The sequence below is a fragment of the Bradyrhizobium niftali genome (assembly GCF_004571025.1).
Taxonomy (GTDB): Bacteria; Pseudomonadota; Alphaproteobacteria; order Rhizobiales; family Xanthobacteraceae; genus Bradyrhizobium; species Bradyrhizobium niftali.
Map to the genome: position 1 here is coordinate 1 of NZ_SPQT01000010.1, position 19,617 is coordinate 19,617.

16 protein-coding genes are annotated in these 19,617 nt (G+C 64.9%); 12 read left to right on the top strand and 4 right to left on the bottom strand.

Going from position 1 to position 19,617, the window contains the following annotated elements:
• Both E4K65_RS18575 and E4K65_RS18580 read left to right on the top strand, forming a co-directional pair.
• The coding region (locus E4K65_RS18575; protein ID WP_135175402.1) for an NAD-dependent epimerase/dehydratase family protein at window positions 1-401 on the top strand (401 nt) is incomplete at its 5' end.
• Between the two features lie 230 nt (window positions 402-631).
• Window positions 632-973 (top strand): hypothetical protein, encoded by a 342-nt coding sequence (locus E4K65_RS18580; RefSeq protein ID WP_027547470.1) that lies wholly within the window; start codon window positions 632-634, stop codon window positions 971-973.
• Here E4K65_RS18580 and E4K65_RS18585 read toward each other — a convergent pair.
• The gene (locus tag E4K65_RS18585; RefSeq protein WP_167770934.1) at window positions 947-5,062 is read right to left on the bottom strand and encodes a bifunctional diguanylate cyclase/phosphodiesterase; all 4,116 of its coding nucleotides are present in this window, start codon (window positions 5,060-5,062) and stop codon (window positions 947-949) included. The genes E4K65_RS18580 and E4K65_RS18585 overlap by 27 nt on opposite strands.
• Before the next feature lie 304 nt (window positions 5,063-5,366).
• On the opposite strand from E4K65_RS18585, the gene E4K65_RS18590 reads away from it, so the two are divergent.
• Genes E4K65_RS18590 through E4K65_RS18600 form a run of 3 tightly spaced genes read left to right on the top strand, consistent with a single transcriptional unit; the run spans window position 5,367 to window position 8,609 of the window.
• On the top strand, window positions 5,367-6,419 hold the full coding sequence (locus E4K65_RS18590) for an Ldh family oxidoreductase (protein WP_135175404.1): 1,053 nt from the start codon (window positions 5,367-5,369) through the stop codon (window positions 6,417-6,419).
• Between the two features lie 21 nt (window positions 6,420-6,440).
• Window positions 6,441-7,808: an LLM class flavin-dependent oxidoreductase gene (locus tag E4K65_RS18595; protein WP_135175405.1), complete on the top strand. Its 1,368-nt coding sequence runs from the start codon at window positions 6,441-6,443 to the stop codon at window positions 7,806-7,808.
• 15 nt (window positions 7,809-7,823) lie between these two features.
• Complete coding sequence (locus tag E4K65_RS18600) at window positions 7,824-8,609, top strand: fumarylacetoacetate hydrolase family protein (RefSeq protein ID WP_135175406.1); 786 nt, start codon at window positions 7,824-7,826, stop codon at window positions 8,607-8,609.
• Between the two features lies 1 nt (window position 8,610).
• Here the strand turns inward: E4K65_RS18600 and E4K65_RS18605 are convergent, their stop codons facing one another.
• The gene (locus E4K65_RS18605) at window positions 8,611-9,531 is read right to left on the bottom strand and encodes a LysR family transcriptional regulator (RefSeq protein ID WP_135175407.1); all 921 of its coding nucleotides are present in this window, start codon (window positions 9,529-9,531) and stop codon (window positions 8,611-8,613) included.
• A 61-nt stretch (window positions 9,532-9,592) separates the two neighbouring features.
• On the opposite strand from E4K65_RS18605, the gene E4K65_RS48750 reads away from it, so the two are divergent.
• The 4 genes from E4K65_RS48750 (at window position 9,593) to E4K65_RS18620 (ending at window position 11,512) form a co-directional block, all read left to right on the top strand.
• A complete protein-coding gene (locus tag E4K65_RS48750; RefSeq protein WP_235885672.1) occupies window positions 9,593-9,907 on the top strand; it encodes a hypothetical protein in 315 nt (104 codons plus the stop codon).
• Window positions 9,904-10,038 (top strand): hypothetical protein, encoded by a 135-nt coding sequence (locus E4K65_RS49505; RefSeq protein ID WP_283813842.1) that lies wholly within the window; start codon window positions 9,904-9,906, stop codon window positions 10,036-10,038. Before E4K65_RS48750 ends, E4K65_RS49505 begins: the two co-directional genes overlap by 4 nt.
• 99 nt (window positions 10,039-10,137) lie before the next feature.
• Complete coding sequence (locus E4K65_RS18615; RefSeq protein WP_488226127.1) at window positions 10,138-10,599, top strand: hypothetical protein; 462 nt, start codon at window positions 10,138-10,140, stop codon at window positions 10,597-10,599.
• A 73-nt stretch (window positions 10,600-10,672) separates the two neighbouring features.
• Window positions 10,673-11,512 carry an MFS transporter gene (locus tag E4K65_RS18620; RefSeq protein ID WP_135175409.1) on the top strand — a complete coding sequence of 280 codons (840 nt, stop codon included), beginning with the start codon at window positions 10,673-10,675 and terminating at the stop codon, window positions 11,510-11,512.
• Window positions 11,513-11,526: 14 nt separating this feature from the next.
• On the opposite strand, the gene E4K65_RS18625 is transcribed toward E4K65_RS18620, so the two are convergent.
• Window positions 11,527-11,982, bottom strand: a complete 456-nt coding sequence (locus tag E4K65_RS18625) for an Lrp/AsnC family transcriptional regulator (protein ID WP_028173910.1) — start codon at window positions 11,980-11,982, stop codon at window positions 11,527-11,529.
• A 153-nt stretch (window positions 11,983-12,135) separates the two neighbouring features.
• On the opposite strand from E4K65_RS18625, the gene E4K65_RS18630 reads away from it, so the two are divergent.
• Together E4K65_RS18630 and iaaH are read left to right on the top strand one after the other, a co-directional pair.
• A complete protein-coding gene (locus E4K65_RS18630; protein ID WP_135175410.1) occupies window positions 12,136-15,585 on the top strand; it encodes an indolepyruvate ferredoxin oxidoreductase family protein in 3,450 nt (1,149 codons plus the stop codon).
• A gap of 76 nt (window positions 15,586-15,661) precedes the next feature.
• Window positions 15,662-17,083 carry an indoleacetamide hydrolase gene (gene iaaH / locus E4K65_RS18635; protein WP_135175411.1) on the top strand — a complete coding sequence of 474 codons (1,422 nt, stop codon included), beginning with the start codon at window positions 15,662-15,664 and terminating at the stop codon, window positions 17,081-17,083.
• A gap of 135 nt (window positions 17,084-17,218) precedes the next feature.
• Here the strand turns inward: iaaH and E4K65_RS18640 are convergent, their stop codons facing one another.
• On the bottom strand, window positions 17,219-18,130 hold the full coding sequence (locus E4K65_RS18640; RefSeq protein ID WP_135175412.1) for a LysR family transcriptional regulator: 912 nt from the start codon (window positions 18,128-18,130) through the stop codon (window positions 17,219-17,221).
• Between the two features lie 278 nt (window positions 18,131-18,408).
• Between E4K65_RS18640 and E4K65_RS18645 the strand changes: the two genes are divergently transcribed.
• The gene (locus E4K65_RS18645; RefSeq protein ID WP_135175413.1) at window positions 18,409-19,590 is read left to right on the top strand and encodes an HlyD family secretion protein; all 1,182 of its coding nucleotides are present in this window, start codon (window positions 18,409-18,411) and stop codon (window positions 19,588-19,590) included.
• Window positions 19,591-19,617: the final 27 nt, after the last annotated feature.

The following is a 19,617-nucleotide window of genomic DNA, read 5'->3' on the forward strand; positions in this document are numbered from 1 at the left end:
TGGCGCTGCAGGGCCATGTCGACTTCGCGGTGTTCGGCGACGACTACGACACGCCCGACGGCACCGCGATCCGCGACTACATCCATGTCACCGACCTCGCCGCCGCGCATGTCGCGGCGCTGAAGCTGCTGGAACAGGGACATGCCGGCGGCAGCTTCAATCTCGGCACCGGCTCCGGCTTTTCGGTGCGCGAGATCCTGGGCGCCATCAGGCAGGAGACCGGGCGCGAGGTGCCGCACACCGTCAAGCCGCGCCGCGCCGGCGATCCCACCTATCTGGTCGCCGACCCCTCCGCCTCCCGCAAGGTCCTGAACTTCGTGCCGCGCCACTCCGACCTGCCGACGGTCATCCGCACCGCCTGGGCCTGGCACCAGAACGCGCATCCGTTCAGGTCACGTTAGGCAACCGTAACACCCGTACCTTGCCTGCCGTGCCTGCAAACGGCTAGAATGGCTGTTCGCCGCCGCCGTTGGCGCATCGCTGACGGCCGCATTCAGGCATCGCCGACGATGATGTCGGCATGCATGGCTCGGCCAATTTGGCGCGAGCCAGCTTTTTCCGAGCGTCAAGGCCACGATCAAATCCGCGCGTCGGCCTGTCGTCGGGCGCGGATTCCGGGAGTATCGACCGCATGCATCAGGCTGCACGCCTGGAGTTCGAGCGCGTGATGGATGAGTTCGTTCGCTGGCATGTCGTGCCCGAGGACGAGCGCTCGCCTGCGCCTGCCTGGTGGTGGGGGCCTGCCATGGCGGTGGTCGACGACCAGGAGCCGATGAGCGCCGCATGGTGCTCCGAGCTCGGCTTGAACGAAGGCGCGAGCTTCGCTGACGGTGCGCGCACGATACTCGCGCTGTTCGTCGAGCAGACCTCGCTGACGGAACCGCAGGATTTTCCGAGCAAGGCCGAAGGCACGGATCACGAGGTCCGGGAATTGCACCCGCAGCCGTCAGACGACAGCGCGTTTCAGCCGTAGCGCCGCAGCTTCGGTGGCAACCGGATCCGGCTCGGGCTGGAGCGGCGGTGCGACCGGCAGGACCATCGGCCGCAGCAGCTCGGCCATCTGCCGCGCCGGCAGCGGCTTCGAGATCAGGAAGCCCTGCATCTCGTCGCAGCCATGGGTGCGCAGGAACGCCTCCTGCTCGGCGTTCTCGACGCCCTCGGCGACGACGGTCATGCCGAGCGCCTTGCCCATGCTGATGATCGCCTGCGCGATCGCCTGGTCCTCCGAATCCTGCGGCAGGTCACGCACAAAGGAGCGGTCGATCTTGATGGTGTCGATCGGGAAGTGCTTCATCAGCGACATCGACGAATAGCCGGTGCCGAAATCGTCGATGGCGAGGCGAATGCCGCGGCTCTGGATGGCGTCGAGCACCTTGAGCGCGCGCCCGACATTGCGCATCATCATGCTCTCGGTGACCTCCAACTGGAGCAGCACCGGCGACATGCCGGAGGCCGCCAGCGCCTCGTCGACATCCTGCAGCAGATGTTCGTCGGCGAACTGCCGCGGCGACAGGTTCACCGCCATCGACACCGGCAGCAGGCCGCGGCGCTGCCAGGCCATGGCCTGCGCACAGGCCTCTTTCACCACCCAGCGGCCGATCGGCACGATCAGTCCGGTTTCCTCCGCAAGCGGAATGAATTGCGCCGGCGAGATGCTGCCGAGATCCGGGTGCGTCCAGCGCAGCAGCGCTTCCACGCCGGTGATCTGGCCGGTCTCCATGTCCACCTTGGGCTGGTAGTTCAGCGAAAACTGCTCGCGCTCCAGCGCGCGGCGCAGCGCGCTTTCGAGCGACAACCGCTCGATCGACTGCGTCTTCACTTCGTTGGAGAAGAAGCGGTAGCCGTTCTTGCCGTCCTCCTTGGCCAGATACATCGCCATGTCGGCGTTCTTGGTCAGCGTCTGCGCGTCGGAGCCGTTGGCCGGATACATCGCGATGCCGATCGAGGCTGTGGTGTGACATTCGTGGCCGGCCAGCTCCATGGGCTTGGCGAGTGCCGCGAGCAACCCGGTCGCGATCCGCTGGACGTCGTCGATCTCGCCGCACTGGTCGAGGATCACCACGAACTCGTCACCGCCAAGCCGCGCCACCACGTCGCTTGCCCGCAACGCGTTGCGGAGGCGGTCGGCGACCTCGAGCAGGAGCAGGTCGCCGGCCTCGTGGCCGAGCGAATCGTTGATGACCTTGAAGCGGTCGAGATCGATGAACAGCACCGCAAAGCGGTGGTCGTGGTGCTGCGCTGCGTCGATCGCCTTACGCAGCAGCCCGTTGAAGGTCTCGCGGTTCGGCAGGTTGGTCAGGCTGTCGTGCGAGGCGAGATACTCGATTCGCTCGTCCGCCTTGTTCTTCTCATCGGCGCGGTCGAAATTCTCCATCGCGAAGGAGACGTTGTCGGCGAGGCGCTGCAACAGCTCGACGAACTCGGCCGTGAAGGTGCCCGGCTCGGTCGACATGTAGATCATGACGCCGACGGCCTGATCGTGCGCGATGAGCGGAAACGCCGCGCCCGACCGTGCGCCGTCGCCGCGGACGACGGCATGGAAGACACGGACGCGATCGTCGTTGAGATAGTCGTTGCTGATGCAGGGTTGGCGCGTGCGGAATGCCGTGCCGCTCATTCCGCGCCCCTCGGGACGCTCGGGGTCGATGGAGAGGCGGATGTTGCGCGTGGTGTCGGCGGAGGGCCCGGCCGCGGCCACGATCTCGAGCTGGTCGCTGTCGGCCCTGGCCAGCGCGATCGTCGTCGAGGTGAACTTGGCGCCGTTCGATGCCGCAAGGCAGACGAGGTCGAACAGCTCGGCGCGGGATTTCGCCCGCATGATCGCCTCGTTGGTCGCGCTCAGTGCCGCGAACATGCGCGTCAGGCGCTCCTTCTGCACTTCGGTGCGGGCCTTTTCCTCGGCCCGATCGAAATTGTCGAGCGCGAAGGAGACGTTTTCAGCCAGACGTCCGAGCAGTTCGACCAGATCGGGCGTGAACGTATGCTCTTCCGGTGCGAGGAAAAGCAGAATGCCGATCGGCTCCTGGCCAGCCCGCATCAGCGGGAAGCTGGCAGCGGCCCGGGTTCCATCCTCGATCGCCTTGGCGTGCCAGTGCGCCGATCGCGGGTCGTTCAGATAGTCGTTGATGACACTGGGCCGGCGGGTCCGCACCGAGATTCCGATGATGCCCTGGCCCTCGGGATGATCGGCGGAAACAATGCAGGTACGTCCGACCATTCGGCCCTGCAGTCGTCCCTTTCCCGCGACGACGCGAACGAGCTCACGCTTTTCGTCCATGATGCCTATCGTCGCCGAGGCGAACACGTCGCCCAGCACGGCCGCCTGGCACGCGACCTCGAACAGCTCCTCCCGCGTCTTGGCGCGCATGATGGCTTCGTTGGTCGCGCTCAGCGCCTCGAACATGCCGCTCAGGCGGCTCCGCTGCTTGTCGGCGCGCGCCTTCTCCTCCGCGCGATCGAAATTTTCCAGCGCGAAAGCGACGTTCGCCTGCAATCGCTCGAGCAGCTCGACGAATTCGGGAGTGAACGTGTCGCGCTCCGCGGCATTGAAGAGGAAGACCCCCTCGACCCGGTTGCCGTTCAGCAACGGCAAGGCAGCAGAAGAATGTATGCCGGCGCGACGTGCGCTTTCATGCCATGGCTTGATGCGATCGTCCGCCAGGACGTCGTTGCTGACATGGGTCTGGCAGGTTCGGAGGGCCGTTCCGGTCACCCCTCGCCCTTCCGGTACCTTGTCGGACGTGGCGAAGGTGTAGCGGCGTAAATCATCCGCATGCGGTCCATAACTCGACGCGACACGGAGCAGTTCAGCTTCATGATCGGCCACGAAGATCGTGGTCGAGACGAACTTCGCGCCATGCACGGTCGCCTCGCAGATAAGGTCGAACAGCTCCGATCGCGATCGCGCGCGCAGGATCGCCTCGTTGGTGGCGCTGAGCGCCGCATACATGCGCGCCAGGCGCTCTTCCTCCGCCGCGATCCTGGCCTTGTCGGCCTCCCGGCCGAAATTCTCGATCGCGAACGAGACGTTCTCTGCCATGCGCAGCAGCAGCGCGACGACTTCCTCGTCCTTGGCCCATGACCTGCCGACGAAGGACAGGAGCACGCCGACGCTCTCGCCGTGCTTGATCAGCGGCGCGACCACGCAGGCGGCGACGCCGGTGTTGACGTTGGCCTGCTCCCACGGCGTTCCCCGGGTACGGCTGGCGAGATCGTCCTCGACGATGGCTTTCTGCGTCCGGAACACCTCGCCGGAGATGCCCTTGCCGTAGGGATTTTCCGGATCGATCGAATAGCGCGCCTGGGTGACCAGTTCGAGGTTCTGTCCGGTGGAGGCCACCGGCCTCATCCAATGAGAATCCGGGTCGCGGAGCAGGACGATGGTCGCAAGCGACTTGCCGCCATGCACGGAGGCGTCACACACGAGCTGGTAGAGCTCCTGCTCGGTCTTGGCGCGGAGAATGGCCTCGTTGGTGGCGCTGATGGCGCCGAACATGCGGTTGAGCCGCCGCATCGCCCGCTCGCCGGTCTGCCGCGCGGTCTCGCGCGCGAAATTGTCGAGGGCATAGGAGATGTTGGCCGACATCCGCTCGAACAGCGACACCATCTGCTCGTTCAGCGAGCCGGCTTCGCTGCGGGTCACGTACAGCACGCCGACACTCTTGCCGTTGCAGAGCAGCGGCAGCGCCGCGGCCGCGCCGATGTGGGCCCGGGCAGCGCCCTCGCGCCACGCCAGCGAGCGCGGATCGTTCAGATAGTCGTTGCTGACGCACAGCTTCTGATCGCGAAATGCTTCGCCGCCGACGCCGGATCCTTCGGGTGTGCCGGCGTCCGTGATGATCTCGATCGAGCGCAGCCGCGGGATGTCGTCGCCACAGCCGGCCGCAAAGCAGAGCCGCCGGCCGTCCGGTCCCGCCAGGAACACGGCCACGGCCAAAAAGTCTCCGCTCGCAAACCCGGCGTCGCAGACCTTCTGGTACAGCTCGTCCGGCGATTTTGCGTAGAGGATCGCTTCGTTGATGGCGCTCAGCGCCGCAAAGGTGCGCGCGAGTGTCGTCGGCACGATCTCAGCTCCCGGGCATTTCTGCCTAATTTTCCCGGGTGCTTTATGAACGGCCATCGCCTAAACGGTCGTTATTGCGGGCCGCAAACCGTCGATCAAAGTGAACGAGCTGCGAACGACCTCCGCCAAACTATCGAAAATACCGCCGCCCGGGACAAATCTTCGACCAAAGGCGCGCGCTCTTTACGAATTTGCAGCCCTGTATTGGTTTACGGGAGATTGATATCGGTCCGGCGCTTTGAGACGATGACCCCAACAACCGCCCGCCGGATGTCATGACAAGGGCGATGACCGGGGAGACGCCATGCCGATCGTCAGGGCCGACCGCCTCACGCGCATCAGCGCCGCACTGCTCCAGGCGGCAGGAGCTTCCCAGGAAGAGGCCGATGCGGTCGCGACCGGCTGCGTCAACGCCAATCTCGCCGGCCACGACTCCCACGGTGTGATCGCGGTTCCCACCTATATCGACCGCATCAAGGCCGGGCACATCGTTCCCGGTGCGAAATGGACCATCGTCCGGGAATCGCCGACCACCACCGTGATCGACGGCCATTGGGGATTTGGATTTCACGTCAACGCCAGGGCGATGGCGCTGACGATCGAGAAGGCGAAGACGGCGAATGTCGCCGCCTGCACCGTGTTCCGGCAGAGCCATGTCGGCCGCCTCGCCGCTTATCCGCTGATGGCGATGCGCGAAGGCATGATCGGGATTGCAACGGCGGACTCCGGCCGCTCGCCGAAGCACGTGGCGCCGTTCGGCGGCAAGGAGGCGCGGCTCGGCACCAACCCGATCTCGATCGCGGTGCCGTCCGATCTCGACGCACCGTTCTACCTGGACATGGCGACCTCGGCGGTCGCCGCCGGCAAGATCCAGCTCGCCGTGGCCCGCGGCGAGGAGATCCCGGCGGGATGGATCATCGATGCCGAGGGACGGCACACCACCGACCCGGCCCAGTACCGCAAGGGCGGCGCACTGCTGCCGCTCGGCGGCACCGAGGGCTACAAGGGCAGCGGGCTTGCTGCCATGGTGGAAGTACTGTGCGGCCTGCTCACCGGTCTCGGCTTCGGCGTCGAGCCCACGGGGCGGCACAATGACGGCTGCTTCATGGCGGTGTTCAACGTCGCCGCGTTCCGCCCGCTGAAGGAATTCAAGCGCGAGGTCGCCGAATTCGCCCGCTATCTGAAATCGACCCCGCCCTCCGAGGGCAGCACGGGCGTCTACTATCCGGGCGAGATCGAAGGCGAGCGTGCGCAGCAGCGGCTGCGTGACGGCATCGAGGTCGAGGATGCCACCTGGGAGAAGCTGCGCACGCTGGCGCGGGAGTACCGGCTCGACACGGTGCTCGACCTGGCCTGACGGAATTCGGAGAACAGCAGCATGACGCGGCAGATGGTACTGGTCGGCTTCCTCCAGGCGCAAAACTGCACCAATTTGCCGAGCTCCTGGCGGCATCCGGACTCGCGCGACGATTCGATGTCGGCGGACTATTATCAGGAGATCGCCAGGATCCTCGAAGCCGGCAAGTTTCACATGGCTTTCTTCGACGACCGCCTGGCGATGCCGGACCGCTACGGCAACGACCACGCCCACACCGTCGAATACGGCATCCGCTGCGTGAAGATGGATCCGCTGATCGTGCTGACCACGATGGGCATGGTCACCGACAAGCTCGGCCTTGGCGCGACCTGCTCGACCACCTATTACGAGCCGTTCGACGTCGCGCGCCGCTTCGCGACGCTCGATTTGATGTCCGGCGGGCGCGCGGGCTGGAACGTCGTCACCTCGCTCAATGACGGCGAGGCGCTCAACATGGGCCGGGACTCCCATCCCGAACATGATTCCCGCTACGACCGCGCCGACGAGTTCATGGAGGTCGTGCTCGGCCATTGGGACACCTGGGAGGACGGCGCGCTCATCATGGACAAGACGAGCGGCCGTTTTGCCGATCCGGCCAAGGTGAAGCGGCTCGATCACAGGGGAGCGGCCTTCAAGTCGCGCGGGCCGTTCACCGTGCCGCGCTCGCAACAGGGCCATCCTGTCATCATCCAGGCCGGCGCATCCGGCCGCGGCCAGCGCTTTGCCGGCCGCTGGGGCGAGATAATCTTCACCGCCGCGCGCGACCTCGCCGCGGCCAAGGAGGGTTATGCGGCCGTGCGTAACGAAGCCGCCAAAGCCGGCCGTGATCCCGACCAGATGTTTCTCTGCAACCTGACGACGCCGGTCTGCGGCGCAACCAAGACCGAAGCCGAAGACAAGATGGCGCTGATCAACAAGCTGCCGCTCCAGATCGACGCGCTGTCGCTGCTCGCCGAAGCGCTCAATTACGATTTCGCCTCCAAGGACCTCGACGAGCCGCTGACGACGGAAGAGCTGAAGAGCATGCAGGGCATCCTGGGCATCCGCGACGGCGTGCTGAAGAATTCGGGTAAGAGCAATCCGAGCGCGCGCGATTTCGTCACCTTCTCCGGCCGTGGCCAGGTGCAGGACGCAATGGTCGGCGGCCCCAAGGAGATCGCGGACAAGCTCGAAGAAATGTTCGTCGAGCGCGGCTGCGACGGCTTTGTCATCGCGGCCACCTACGTACCCGGCTCCTACGCCGATTTCGTGCGCCATATCGTGCCGGAATTGCAGCGGCGCGGTTTGTTCCAGAAGGACTATCGCGGCAAGACGCTGCGGGAAAACCTCGGCTTGCGGCGGCCCGCTGCCGGTGTCTGGAAGGTGCAGCCGCGCGATGCTGCGGAATAACAAAGAGGACACCACATGCGCTGGCTGAAATTCACTGCCTCGGACAAAACCTCCTGGGGGATCGTTGAAGGCGACCAGGTCATCGCAGTTGACGGCGATCCCTTCGGCGAATGGCAGCGCACCTCGCGCACGCATCCGCTTAGCGACGTCAAGATCGAGCTGCCGCTGATCCCGCGCACCTTCTATTGCGTCGGCCTCAACTATTTGAAGCACCTGAAGGAGGCCGCCGACAAGCGCGGCGAGGTGCCGGCCGTGCCTGACCGGCCCGAGATCGGCTATCGCGCGCAAAACGCGCTGATCGCGCATGACGAGGAGGTCGTGATCCCCTCTTTCGCGACGGACAGGATCCACTACGAGGGCGAGCTCGTCGTCGTCATCGGCAAGAAGGTCAAGCACCTCACCAAACAGAACGCGATGGATTGCGTGTTCGGCTACACCATCGGCAACGACGTCAGCGAGCGCAGCTGGCAGAAGGCGGACCGCAGCCTGTGGCGCTCGAAGAACGCCGACACGTTCAAGCCGATGGGCCCGTGGATCGAGACCGAGGCCAATCTCGCCAGGATGCAGACGATCGTCAGGGTCAACGGCAAGGAGACCAACCGCTTCCACACCAACGACATGATCTTCGGCGTGGTGCCGTTCCTGGTCGAGCTGACCAAGTATTTCACGTTATGGCCCGGCGATGTGATCTGGATGGGCACCGACGGCGCCTCGCCGGACATCAAGCATGGCGATGTCGTGGAGATCGACATCACCGGCATCGGCACACTGCGCAATCGGTTCGTGCGGGAGCAGCGGTAGATCAGTTCGTGCCGCCTGAGCGACCCTTCACATGATCGATAAAGGCCCGCAACTTCGGCATGATTTGTCGGTGACCGGGATAGTACAGGAACACGCCCGGTGTCATCGGCGCGAATTGCTCGAGGACGGGAACGAGCTTTCCCGTCGCCATGGCACCGGTGGCCAGGGGTGCGGGCACTTGCGCAAGACCCACACCTTCGACGGCGGCTCCGAGCATCGTAGGAAAGTCGTTGGCGATGAAAGGTCCCGAAACCACAATCTCGATCGAACGACCGTTGTCGTCGAGCGACCATGACGCAAGCGCACCGTTCGATCGTCGCAACCTCAAGCAAGCGTGCTCACGCAGATCGTCTGGCCGCTCGGGCCGGCCGCGGCGGGCAAGGTAAGCCGGGCTGCCGAGGATAATGAGCGGTAGCGGATTCGTCAGGCGCACCGCGATCATGTCGGGGGCGATGAACTGGCCCAACCTGATGCCGGCGTCAAAACCTTCGGCTGCGAGGTCGACCAATTCTTCGCTTGCGGCAAGCTCCACCTCAATCTCGGGAAATGCCCGGCAGAACGACGCAATCAGCGGCTCCAGCAGGATCGGCACGACTGAGCGCGGGACGGTGAGACGCAGGAGCCCGGTCGGTCGCTGTCCGAGCTCGCGCGCCACGCCGCTGGCGGCGACGAGCTCCTCGAAGGCGGGTCTGGCGCGCGCAAGGAATCTTTCGCCGGCTTCGGTCAAACCGACACTGCGGGTCGTGCGGATGAAGAGCGCGGCGCCAACGCGCGCCTCGAGCGCGCGTATCGCCTGACTGATGGCCGATGGCGTGACCCCGAGTTCAGCTGCCGCTCGGCGGAAACTGCGATGGTGGGCGACACTCAGGAACGCCTCCACGCCGTCCAGCGCGCCGTGCCTGACTGTGAAGTTCTGCTTCATGGCCCATCAACATTATCGCGAATAGTAACTCGCGGAAAGCAGCTTTACATCCGAATTGCACATGAGCCGTGCCGCTGCGGCAACCGCCGCGATCGGAGAAATGAAATCGATGAAGACAATCCGCAATGTCGTCTTCGCAGTCTCCCTCATACTCACAGGCGCAATCTCCATGGCCGATCCTTCACTTGCCCAATCGCAGACCGCGTCACCGACAACCGGGGTCATGGTCATCCTGACCGTCAAGGCGGGCGTCACCCGAGATCAGATCATGGCCGTCATGCCCGATGAAATCAGGCAGACCGTGCAGCTCTATCTCAACGGGACGGTTCGCGAATGGTATTCGCGATCCGACGGCGGGGCGCCGTATTCCTGTTGAATGTCAGGGATGTCGCCGAGGGACACGCGATCATGGAGGGCCTGCCGCTCGCGCGGCAAGAGCTCATGGACCACGACTACATCGCAGTCGGTCCGCTGATGCCGCTCGGTCTGCTGATGGCCAAACCCTGAGCGTCCGCCGACGCCGAACCGACCGGCTTCGACCGCACCCGGCCGGACAGGCCACCACAAGGGAATCCGAACGTGCCGCAAAGCTTCAACCTTCCATTCGTGCTCAGCGTCGCAGGCGCTTTCCTGGCTTCGATCTACGTCTGGCCGGCACTCCGCGTCATGCCGCGCTATGAGGCCCTGAGACTTCTCGCGGCCTTCAACGCGTTCAGGTTCTTCGGCATGAATTTCATGGTGGCGGGATTCGTATCTGCGGAGTTGAGCCCGACTTTCGCCGCCGAGGTCGGATGGGGGGATCTCATTGCCGCCTCTCTCGCGCTCGCGTCAATCGCAGCACTCTCCTGGCGATGGTCGATCGCCGTTCCGGTGGTCTGGGCGTTCAACGTCTGGGGCACGCTGGATCTCTTGAATGCCTACTATGTGGGCGTGACGAAAATCCAGGATCCCGGCCTCTTCGGCGCCGGCATCTATATTCCAGCCCTTTACGTCCCGCTGCTGCTCGTCAGCCATGTTCTTGTCTTCATGATTCTCGTGAGGTCGGGAGCAGAAGAAAAAGCGGCCTGACATGGCCCCTGACATGGCCGCTGGCCGCGATCTCGTGCGTCCGCCAGAACCGACCTCTCTCTAGGGAACGCCGATGAACAGCGATGCTGCTTCCGTTGCCGCCCCGGCCCAGCCTCCTATCCGGCTCGGCTTGATGTGGACCGTTCTATTCACGATCCTGTGGACCTGGCTGATCTACTCGCTCCCCGCACTTCCGGAGAGCGGTTTTCCGGCCCTCGGCGTTCGGCTGCTGGCCCATGGCCTCATTGCGGTCGGCCTGTGGCTCGGGCTCGAAAACACCGCGTTGACGCCAGAGCAACGCCGGACGACCTGGCTGGTCGTCATGGTCCCCTTCACGCTTTGGGCTGCCCTCGCCTGGACGGCAGCCATCAATGGTGCATTCCGCACGGGCGCCTCCTCCTTGCCGCTGCTTCCCGCGGCGATCCTGCTGCCAGTGATCGTCGGCGCTCCGGTGCTGATGCTATCGAAGCGTGTCGGACAATTGCTCGATGCAATGCCGACGACGTGGCTCATCGCCCTTCAGGTCTATCGCATCTTTGGCAGTCAGTGGCTTGCTTACTGGCTGCGCGGGGCGCTCCCGGGCTTATGGGCATTGCCGGCAGGAACCGGCGACGTGCTGACCGGCCTGTTCGCCGTGCCAGTGGCGATTGCCTTGGCGGCCGGGACGGCCGAGGGGCGGAAAGGAGCGGTCTTCTGGAATATCTTCGGCCTCGCAGACTTCGCCGTCGCGATCGCGCTGGGAATGGCGATGTCGCCTGGCCCGTTCCAGTTGATCGTTCCGGATGGCCCGAGCATGGCCGTCGATACTTTTCCGAACGTGTTGACCCCAGCCTTCGTCGTACCCAGCTCGATCCTGTTGCACGTGCTGTCGCTGCGCCAACTGCGCCGGCGCAGCCGGGCCGAGACAGTGTGAGTCCTGTTGTTGTCTCAGAACGGCAGCGCCACGCCGGTCTTGATCTCCTTCAGCACCACATTGCTGCGGACGTAACGGATGCCGGGAATGCGGAACATGAACTCGTCGAGGAATCTGTTGTAGGCGGCCATGTCCTGCACGACGACGCGCAAATGATAGTCGGCGTCGCCCGTGGTCGCGAAACATTCCAGCACCTCGCGGCGCGTCGTGACCCTGGCCACGAACTCGTCGACGAACTTCGCATCGTGTCGCTCCAGCGAGACGTGGAGGATGGCCGACATCGTGAATCCCGCCTGCTCGCGTGCGACCAGCGCCGCATAGCCTTGGATGACGCCGCTCTCCTCCAGCGCGCGCACCCTGCGCCAGCAGGCGGAGGTGGACATGCCGACCTCGTCGGCGAGTTGCTGATTGGTGGCGCGACCATCCTTCTGAAGATGGGCGAGTATTCGCGTGTCCTGCTCTTCGATCATGGAGGCCTCTCAAGCCGAGAACATCTACCAAATTTGATTGCCTTGTGCAAAATTCTACCGAAATTTCGATCTAAGCGGGAAAAATAGGTAAGACCTACCAGCCTCCCAGGCATAACCTTCCATCATCAGGCAGGATGCCGCGCGAGGTCCGCCATGGACGCCATTCCGTCACTCGACAGCTACGAGCTCCCCGACCGCTACGACCGCGAGGAGGGCCGCGTCTTCCTCACGGGTACGCAGGCCATCGTCCGCATCGCGCTCGACCAGGCGAAGCGCGACCGTATGCGCGGTCTCAACACCGCAGGTTTCATCTCCGGCTATCGCGGCTCGCCGCTCGGCGGCATCGATCTTGAGCTGTGGCGCATCCAGGAACGTCTCAAGCGGGACCGCATCGAATTCCTCCCGGCCGTGAACGAGGACCTCGCGGCAACCGCAGTGCTCGGCTCGCAACAGGTCGAGACGCAAGCGGAGCGCGAGGTCGATGGCGTGTTCGGGCTCTGGTACGGCAAGGGCCCCGGCGTCGATCGCTCCGGCGATGCGCTCAAGCACGGCAACGCCTACGGCTCCTCGCCGCAGGGCGGCGTGCTGGTGGTCGCGGGCGACGACCATGGCTGCGTGTCGTCGTCGATGCCGCACCAGTCCGACGTCGCCTTCATGAGCTGGTTCATGCCGACGCTGCATCCGGCCGATGTCGGCGAATATCTGGCGTTCGGCGAATATGGCTACGCGCTGAGCCGCTTCTCCGGCATGTGGGTCGGCTTCAAGGCGATCTCGGAAATCGTGGAATCGGGCGCATCCGTCGCGCTGCGCCCGCCGCGCGCCTTCCGCACGCCCGACTTCACGCCGCCGCCGGGCGGCCTGCACTATCGCTGGCCGGACCTGCCGGGCCCGCAGATCGAGGAGCGGCTAGAGGCGAAGAAGCACGCGGTCTATGCCTTCGCAAAGGCCAATCCGATCGACCGCCACATCTACGACATTCCGGGCGCCACATACGGCATCGTCACAACAGGCAAGGCGCATCTCGATCTGATGGAAGCGCTGCGGCTGATGGGCCTCGACGAAGCCGCTTGCCGCAGCATCGGCATCGACGTCTACAAGGTCGGCATGGTCTGGCCGCTGGCGCTGCATGACGCGATGGACTTCGTGAAGGGCAAGCGCGAGATCCTCGTGGTCGAGGAAAAGCGCGGCATCATCGAGAGCCAGTTCAAGGAATATTTCTACGACTATCCCGGCACCAAGCCCGAGCGCATGGTCGGCAAGCACGACGAGCGAGGGGCGCGGCTGATCTCCTGGATCGGCGAATTGTCGCCGCGTGCACTGGCTGGCGTGCTCGCCCGCCGGCTCGATCCGATGCTTCCGGGCCTCAATCTCGCCGCACGCGCGGCCGCCTTGATGCCTGAAGCCGCGCGCACGATCAACGTCAGCGGCGCGACACGCACGCCTTATTTCTGCTCGGGCTGCCCACACAACACGTCGACAAAGGTGCCTGAGGGATCGAAGGCGCTGGCCGGCATCGGCTGCCACTTCATGGCGAGCTGGATGGACCGTGAGACGTCGTCGCTGATCCAGATGGGCGGCGAGGGCGTGAACTGGGCGGCGTCGTCGAAATTCACCGGCAACAAGCATATCTTCCAGAATCTCGGCGAAGGCACCTACTATCACTCCGGCTCGATGGCGATCCGGCAGGCGATCGCCGCCAGGGCCAACATCACCTACAAGATCCTGTTCAACGACGCCGTCGCCATGACTGGCGGCCAACCGGTGGACGGCCCCATCAGCGTCCATGCCATCGCGCATAGCGTCCGGGCTGAAGGTGTAACACGCATCGCGCTGGTATCGGACGATCCCGCGCAGTTTTCGCCGGCGGACCTGCCCATCGGCGTGACCATCCATCCGCGCGAGGAAATGGACCCCGTGCAGCGCGAGCTGCGTGAGGTTCCCGGCGTCTCCGTCCTGGTCTACCAGCAGACCTGCGCCACCGAGAAGCGACGCCGCCGCAAGCGCGGGCAGATGGCCGATCCCAAGCGCTTTGCCTACATCAACGATCTCGTCTGCGAGGGCTGTGGCGACTGCTCGGTCGAATCCAACTGCCTGAGCGTCGAGCCGAAGGAGACGCCGTTCGGCCGCAAGCGGCAGATCAACCTGTCGGCCTGCAACAAGGATTTTTCCTGTCTCAACGGGTTTTGCCCGAGCTTTGTCACCGTCGAAGGCGCGACGCGCCGGAAGAAGAGCGCGAGCGAGATCGACGCAGTCGGCCGCGCGGCTACGCTTCCCCTGCCCGCTCCCGCCACGCTCGACCGTCCCTACGACCTGCTGGTAACAGGCGTCGGCGGCACCGGCGTGATCACCATCGGCGCGCTGATCGGCATGGCCGCGCATCTCGAACGAAGCGGCGTCTCGGTCCTCGACTTCACCGGCTTTGCGCAGAAGTTTGGCCCGGTGCTGAGCTATATCCGCCTTGCCGCCTCGCCCGAGGCGCTGCATCAGGTCCGCATCGACCAGGGTGCCGCCGACGCGCTGATAGGCTGCGACCTCGTCGTCAGCTCGGCGCCAAAGGCGTCCGGCACCTATCGTCGCGGCACGCGCGCTGCAATCAACACGGCGGAGATGCCGACCGGCGACGTCGTCCGCTTCCGCGACGCGGACCTCGCCTCGCCCGCCCGCCTGCGCGCGATCCGGCAGGTCATCGGCAACGACAATCTCGACACCATCAACGCGAACGCGCTGGCCGAACAGCTGCTCGGCGATGCCGTCTATGCCAACATCATCATGCTCGGCTTTGCCTGGCAGCACGGACTGATCCCTGTCTCGCTGCAGGCGCTGCTGCGCGCGATCGAGCTCAACGGCGTCACAGTCGAACGCAACAAGCAGGCCTTTGCCTGGGGCCGGATCGCCGCGGCCGATCCGGACTTGTTGCCGAAGGCGGACGATGCGCCCAAAGCCGAGACGCTCGACCAGCTCATCGCCCGCCGCGCCGATTTCCTCACCGCCTATCAGAACGCGGCCTACGCGGCACGCTACCGGACGATCGTCGCAAGGGTCCGCAATGCCGAAGCCAACCTGGACAGCGATGCGATGACCGAGGCCGTCGCACGCGCGCTGTTCAAGCTGATGGCCTACAAGGACGAGTACGAGGTGGCGCGCCTGCACATGCAGAGCGGCTTCCTCGACGAGTTGAAGCGCCAGTTCGAGGACGGTTTCAGCGTCCAGTATCACCTCGCGCCGCCGTTCCTGCCGTCCGAACGCGACGCCCGCGGCCGTCCGCGCAAGCGCGCTTTCGGCCAGTGGATCCAGATGCCGCTTGCCATGCTCGCGCGGCTCAAGCTGCTGCGCGGGACGCCGCTCGATCCGTTCGGCTACACCGCCGAGCGGCGGACCGAGCGCGAGCTGATCTCCTGGTATGAGGGTGTGATCGAACGGATGCTTCGCGAACTCGACGCGGCGCGCCTGCCAGATTTCATTGCGATCGCCAAGGCTCCGATGGATATCCGTGGCTACGGCCCGGTCAAGGACGCCGCGGTCGCCAAGGTGAAGCCGGAGGTCGAACGGCTTCTCGCCGATGTGATCGCGGCATCGCCAGCAAAGATGCGCGCCCACGGTTGACGTGATGCCAGCGAGGCTTCAGCCTTCCGAATTCAAGGGGGCTCCCTGATGGAGCCCGGCAATCGGGTGACGCATCATGGATTTCGACCAGTTGACCCTGACCCAGGCCGCGGCCGACCTTCGCGCCGGGAAAGTCACGAGCACTGCACTCACGTCGGAAGCTCTTGCCCGCGCCAAAGCCAACACGGATCTCAACGCCTTCGTCATCCTGGACGAGGCCGGCGCCCTGAAGGCCGCAGCTGAATTCGACGCAAGCGGCGACCGGAGCAAGCCGCTCGGCGGCGTTCCCATCGTGATCAAGGACAATATCGAGGTGGCCGGGCTTCCCTGTAGTGCCGGCACGCCCGCGCTGAAGGATTACGTGCCGAGTTCCGATGCGCCGGTGGCGGCAAGGCTGCGCGCCGCCGGTGCAATCATCATCGGTAAGACCAGCATGCACGAACTCGCCTTCGGCATCTCCGGCTATAACACCGCATTCAAGACCGGCGCCGAGTTCGGCGTACGCAACGCCTATGATCGCGCGCTCATCGCGGGCGGCTCCTCGTCAGGCACGGGTGCCGCGCTCGGGGCGCGGATCGTCGCGGGCGGGCTTGGTACGGACACGGGCGGATCGGTCCGGGTACCGGCCGCGCTGAACGGATGCGCCTCGCTGCGCCCGACCGCCGGCCGCTATCCGCGAGAGGGCATTGCGCCGATCTCGCACACCCGCGACACCGCAGGGCCGATGGCCGCGACCATCGCCGATGTCGCGCTGCTCGACCGCGTCATCGCGGGTGGCGACGACGTCGTGCCGGCTGACCTGAAGCAGGTGCGGATCGGCATCGTGAGGTCGATGCTGACCAATCTCGATGCCGACACCGAGACCGCATTCCAGGCGGCCGTCGCGACAATGAAGGCACAGGGTGTCACGGTGGTCGAGATCGAGATGCCGCAGCTTGCCGGGCTCAACGGTCAGGTCGGTTTTCCCGTCGCGCTGTACGAAGCCTATGACGACATGGTCGCCTATCTCGCGCACACCGGCACCGGCCTCAGCATCGAGGCGCTGGCTAAGGAGATCGCGAGCCCCGACGTGAAGGGCACCTACGATGGCCTCGTCATCCCGCGCAAACTGCCCGGCCCCGACAACACGCTGCTCGACGCCAGGCCGATCTATGACGCAGCGATCGGGACCGCGCGGCCTGCGCTGCAGGCGCTCTACAGCGACACGTTTTCCGGGAACAAGCTCGACGCTATCGCCTTTCCGACCACGCCGCGCGTCGCCATTCAGTCAAATCCCGATTCCAGCAGTCTCGAAAATTTCGGCCTGTTCATTCAGAACACCGATCCCGGCAGCAATGCCGGCATTCCCGGCATCCAACTTCCGATCGCGCTTGGCGCCACAAGCACATTGCCTGTTGGTCTCGAGCTGGACGGCCCGGCAGGCAGCGACCGCCGCCTGCTCGCGATCGGGATGGCGCTTGACACCGTGTTTGGGCGGCTGCCGGCGCCGGCGCGCTAGAGGCAAGCAGATATCCATCTCCTCAGCCTGAGGAGCTTGCGAAGCAAGCGTCTCGAAGGGCGAGGCCACGACCCGGGCCTTTCATCCTTCGAGACGCGCGTTCCGCGCTCCTCAGGATGAGGAATTGGCAGCGTCTCACGAATACGGATTGATCAGCTTCTGCTGTTCGGCGCTGTGGTGCACGAGCATGTCGATGAAGGTCCTGACCTTCGCCGACAGATGATGTTTGTGCGGATAGACCGCGTTCATCGACATCTCGACAGGACGGTATTCGGGCAGGAGCCGAACGAGGTGACCGGCTTCGAGATCGTCCCGAATGAGAAACCCGGCCATCAGACAGACTGCAGCGCCTTCCAGCGCCACCTTCCGCAAGGCCTCACCGCTGTTGGTGATGAAGCTGCCGGAGATCCGTACCGATGCCGGCGCGCCCTTGCGATCGAAGAAGCGCCAATCGTCGCCGTAGGGATAATTCACGTGACGGCCGCAATTGTGCGCGGTGAGCTCATCGAGCTTGCGCACGCGACCATGCCTCTCGAGATAGTCGTGCGAGCAGCACAGCACGTGGCGCCAGGTGGCGAGACTGCGGACGATCAGGCTCGAATCCGGCGGTGTGGTCATGCGCACGGCAACGTCATACCCTTCCTCGATGAGGTCGACGTCGGCTTCGCCCATGCGCAGATCGATCTTGAGCTCTGGATAGGTCGACAGGAGTTTCGCCACGACGGGCGCGACAAACGGCACCATGTGCGTGGCGACGTGGACGCGCAAGGTGCCGCGGGGCACCGACTGCAATTCGCTCGCGATATCGTCGGCCTGTTCGATATCGGCGAGGATCTGGACGCAGCGGTCGTAATAAGCCTTGCCAATCTCGGTGAGGTTGACCCTGCGCGTGGTGCGCTGAAGCAGCCTCACCCCGAGCCGGTCTTCCAGCGCCTGAACGTGATTGCTCACCATGGTGGTCGACATGTTGAGCTTGCGGGCTGCTGCGGAGAAGCCGCCGGTCTCGACCACCCGGCTGAAGACTTCGAGGCTGGTCAATCGGTCCATGCCGCGTGATTATCCGCTCTTGATCGATAATCTCAAGGTATTCGCCCCGATTATCTATCAGATCATCTCGCGCGCGGCATTGGTGCGTGCGTTAGCAGCAATCGCTCGACAGGCACGGCAATCGCTCTGGGGCAGTCGCACGTCCGGTTGGGTAGATCATACGCACCTCAGGCGAGGTCCGGACTATCCACCCGCAGTGGATAATCCTTCCAGCATTTCGCCGATTATCGCTCGAACTGGAAAGACCGATAGTCCCTGCCAGCCGATAGGAGACCGTCATGTCCGAGATGCCCCGCACCGAAACCTTTCAGCAAGCAACTGAAATCACTCAGGATTATTCCAAGGCGCCGCCGCGTGTGCCGGTCCGCAACAAACTCCGGCGGGCGGCCTTGGCGCTCGCGCTCCTCGCGGGCACGGCAGCGATCGCCTATTACGGCCACGACTACTGGACCACCGGCCGTTATCTCGAGACGACCGACGACGCCTACGTGAAGGCGGACTCCACGATCGTCGCGCCGAAGGTTTCCGGCTACATCGCGACGGTCCTGGTCGGCGACAATGAAAAGGTCAAAGCCGGCCAGGTGCTGGCCAGGATCGACGATCGCGACTTCAAGGCGGCGCTCGATCAGGCCCGCGCCGATGTCGCCGCCGCGGAGGCTTCCGTGCGCAACCTCGATGCCCAGCTCGAACTGCAACAGCCGATCATCGAGCAGAGCACGGCCGATGTCACGGCTGCGGACGCCAACCTGAAATTCGCCCAGGAGGAGCGCGCCCGCTACGACGATCTCATGAAGTCGGGTTCCGGCACGATCCAGCGCGCACAGCAGACCGATGCGGCGCTGCGCGCCAGCGGCGCGCAATTGCAGCACGCGAAATCGGGCCTTCTGGCCGCACAGCGCAAGGTCGACGTGCTCACCACGCAGCGCGCCCAGGCCACGGCCCAGCTCGCACGCGCTCGCGCCGTTGCGGACCAGGCGCGGCTGAACCTGTCCTATACCGAGATCACCGCGCCGGTGGACGGCACGGTCGGCGCCCGTAGCCTGCGCGTCGGCCAGTTCGTGCAGGCCGGCACGCAATTGATGGCGGTGGTGCCCCTCGATGCGGTCTATGTGGTCGCCAACTTCAAGGAGACGCAGCTCACCCATGTCCGTCCCGGCCAGCCGGTCGAGCTACGCGTCGACAGCTTCCGCGGCCAGACCCTGCGCGGTCATGTCGACAGCCTGTCGCCGGCCAGCGGGCTCGAATTCGCGCTGCTGCCGCCCGACAACGCCACCGGCAATTTCACCAAGATCGTGCAGCGCGTCCCGGTGAAGATCGTGCTCGACGATCACAGCCTGACCGGCCTGTTGCGGCCGGGCATGTCCGCGGTGCCAACGGTAGACACCAAGCAGGCGGTGCTGGCCGAACGCGAGACGGCCAGGCGCATCGCCGACAACACCTCTCGCCCGAACGGCGGCTGACCTCGAGGGGGCATGCGGCAGGATTGT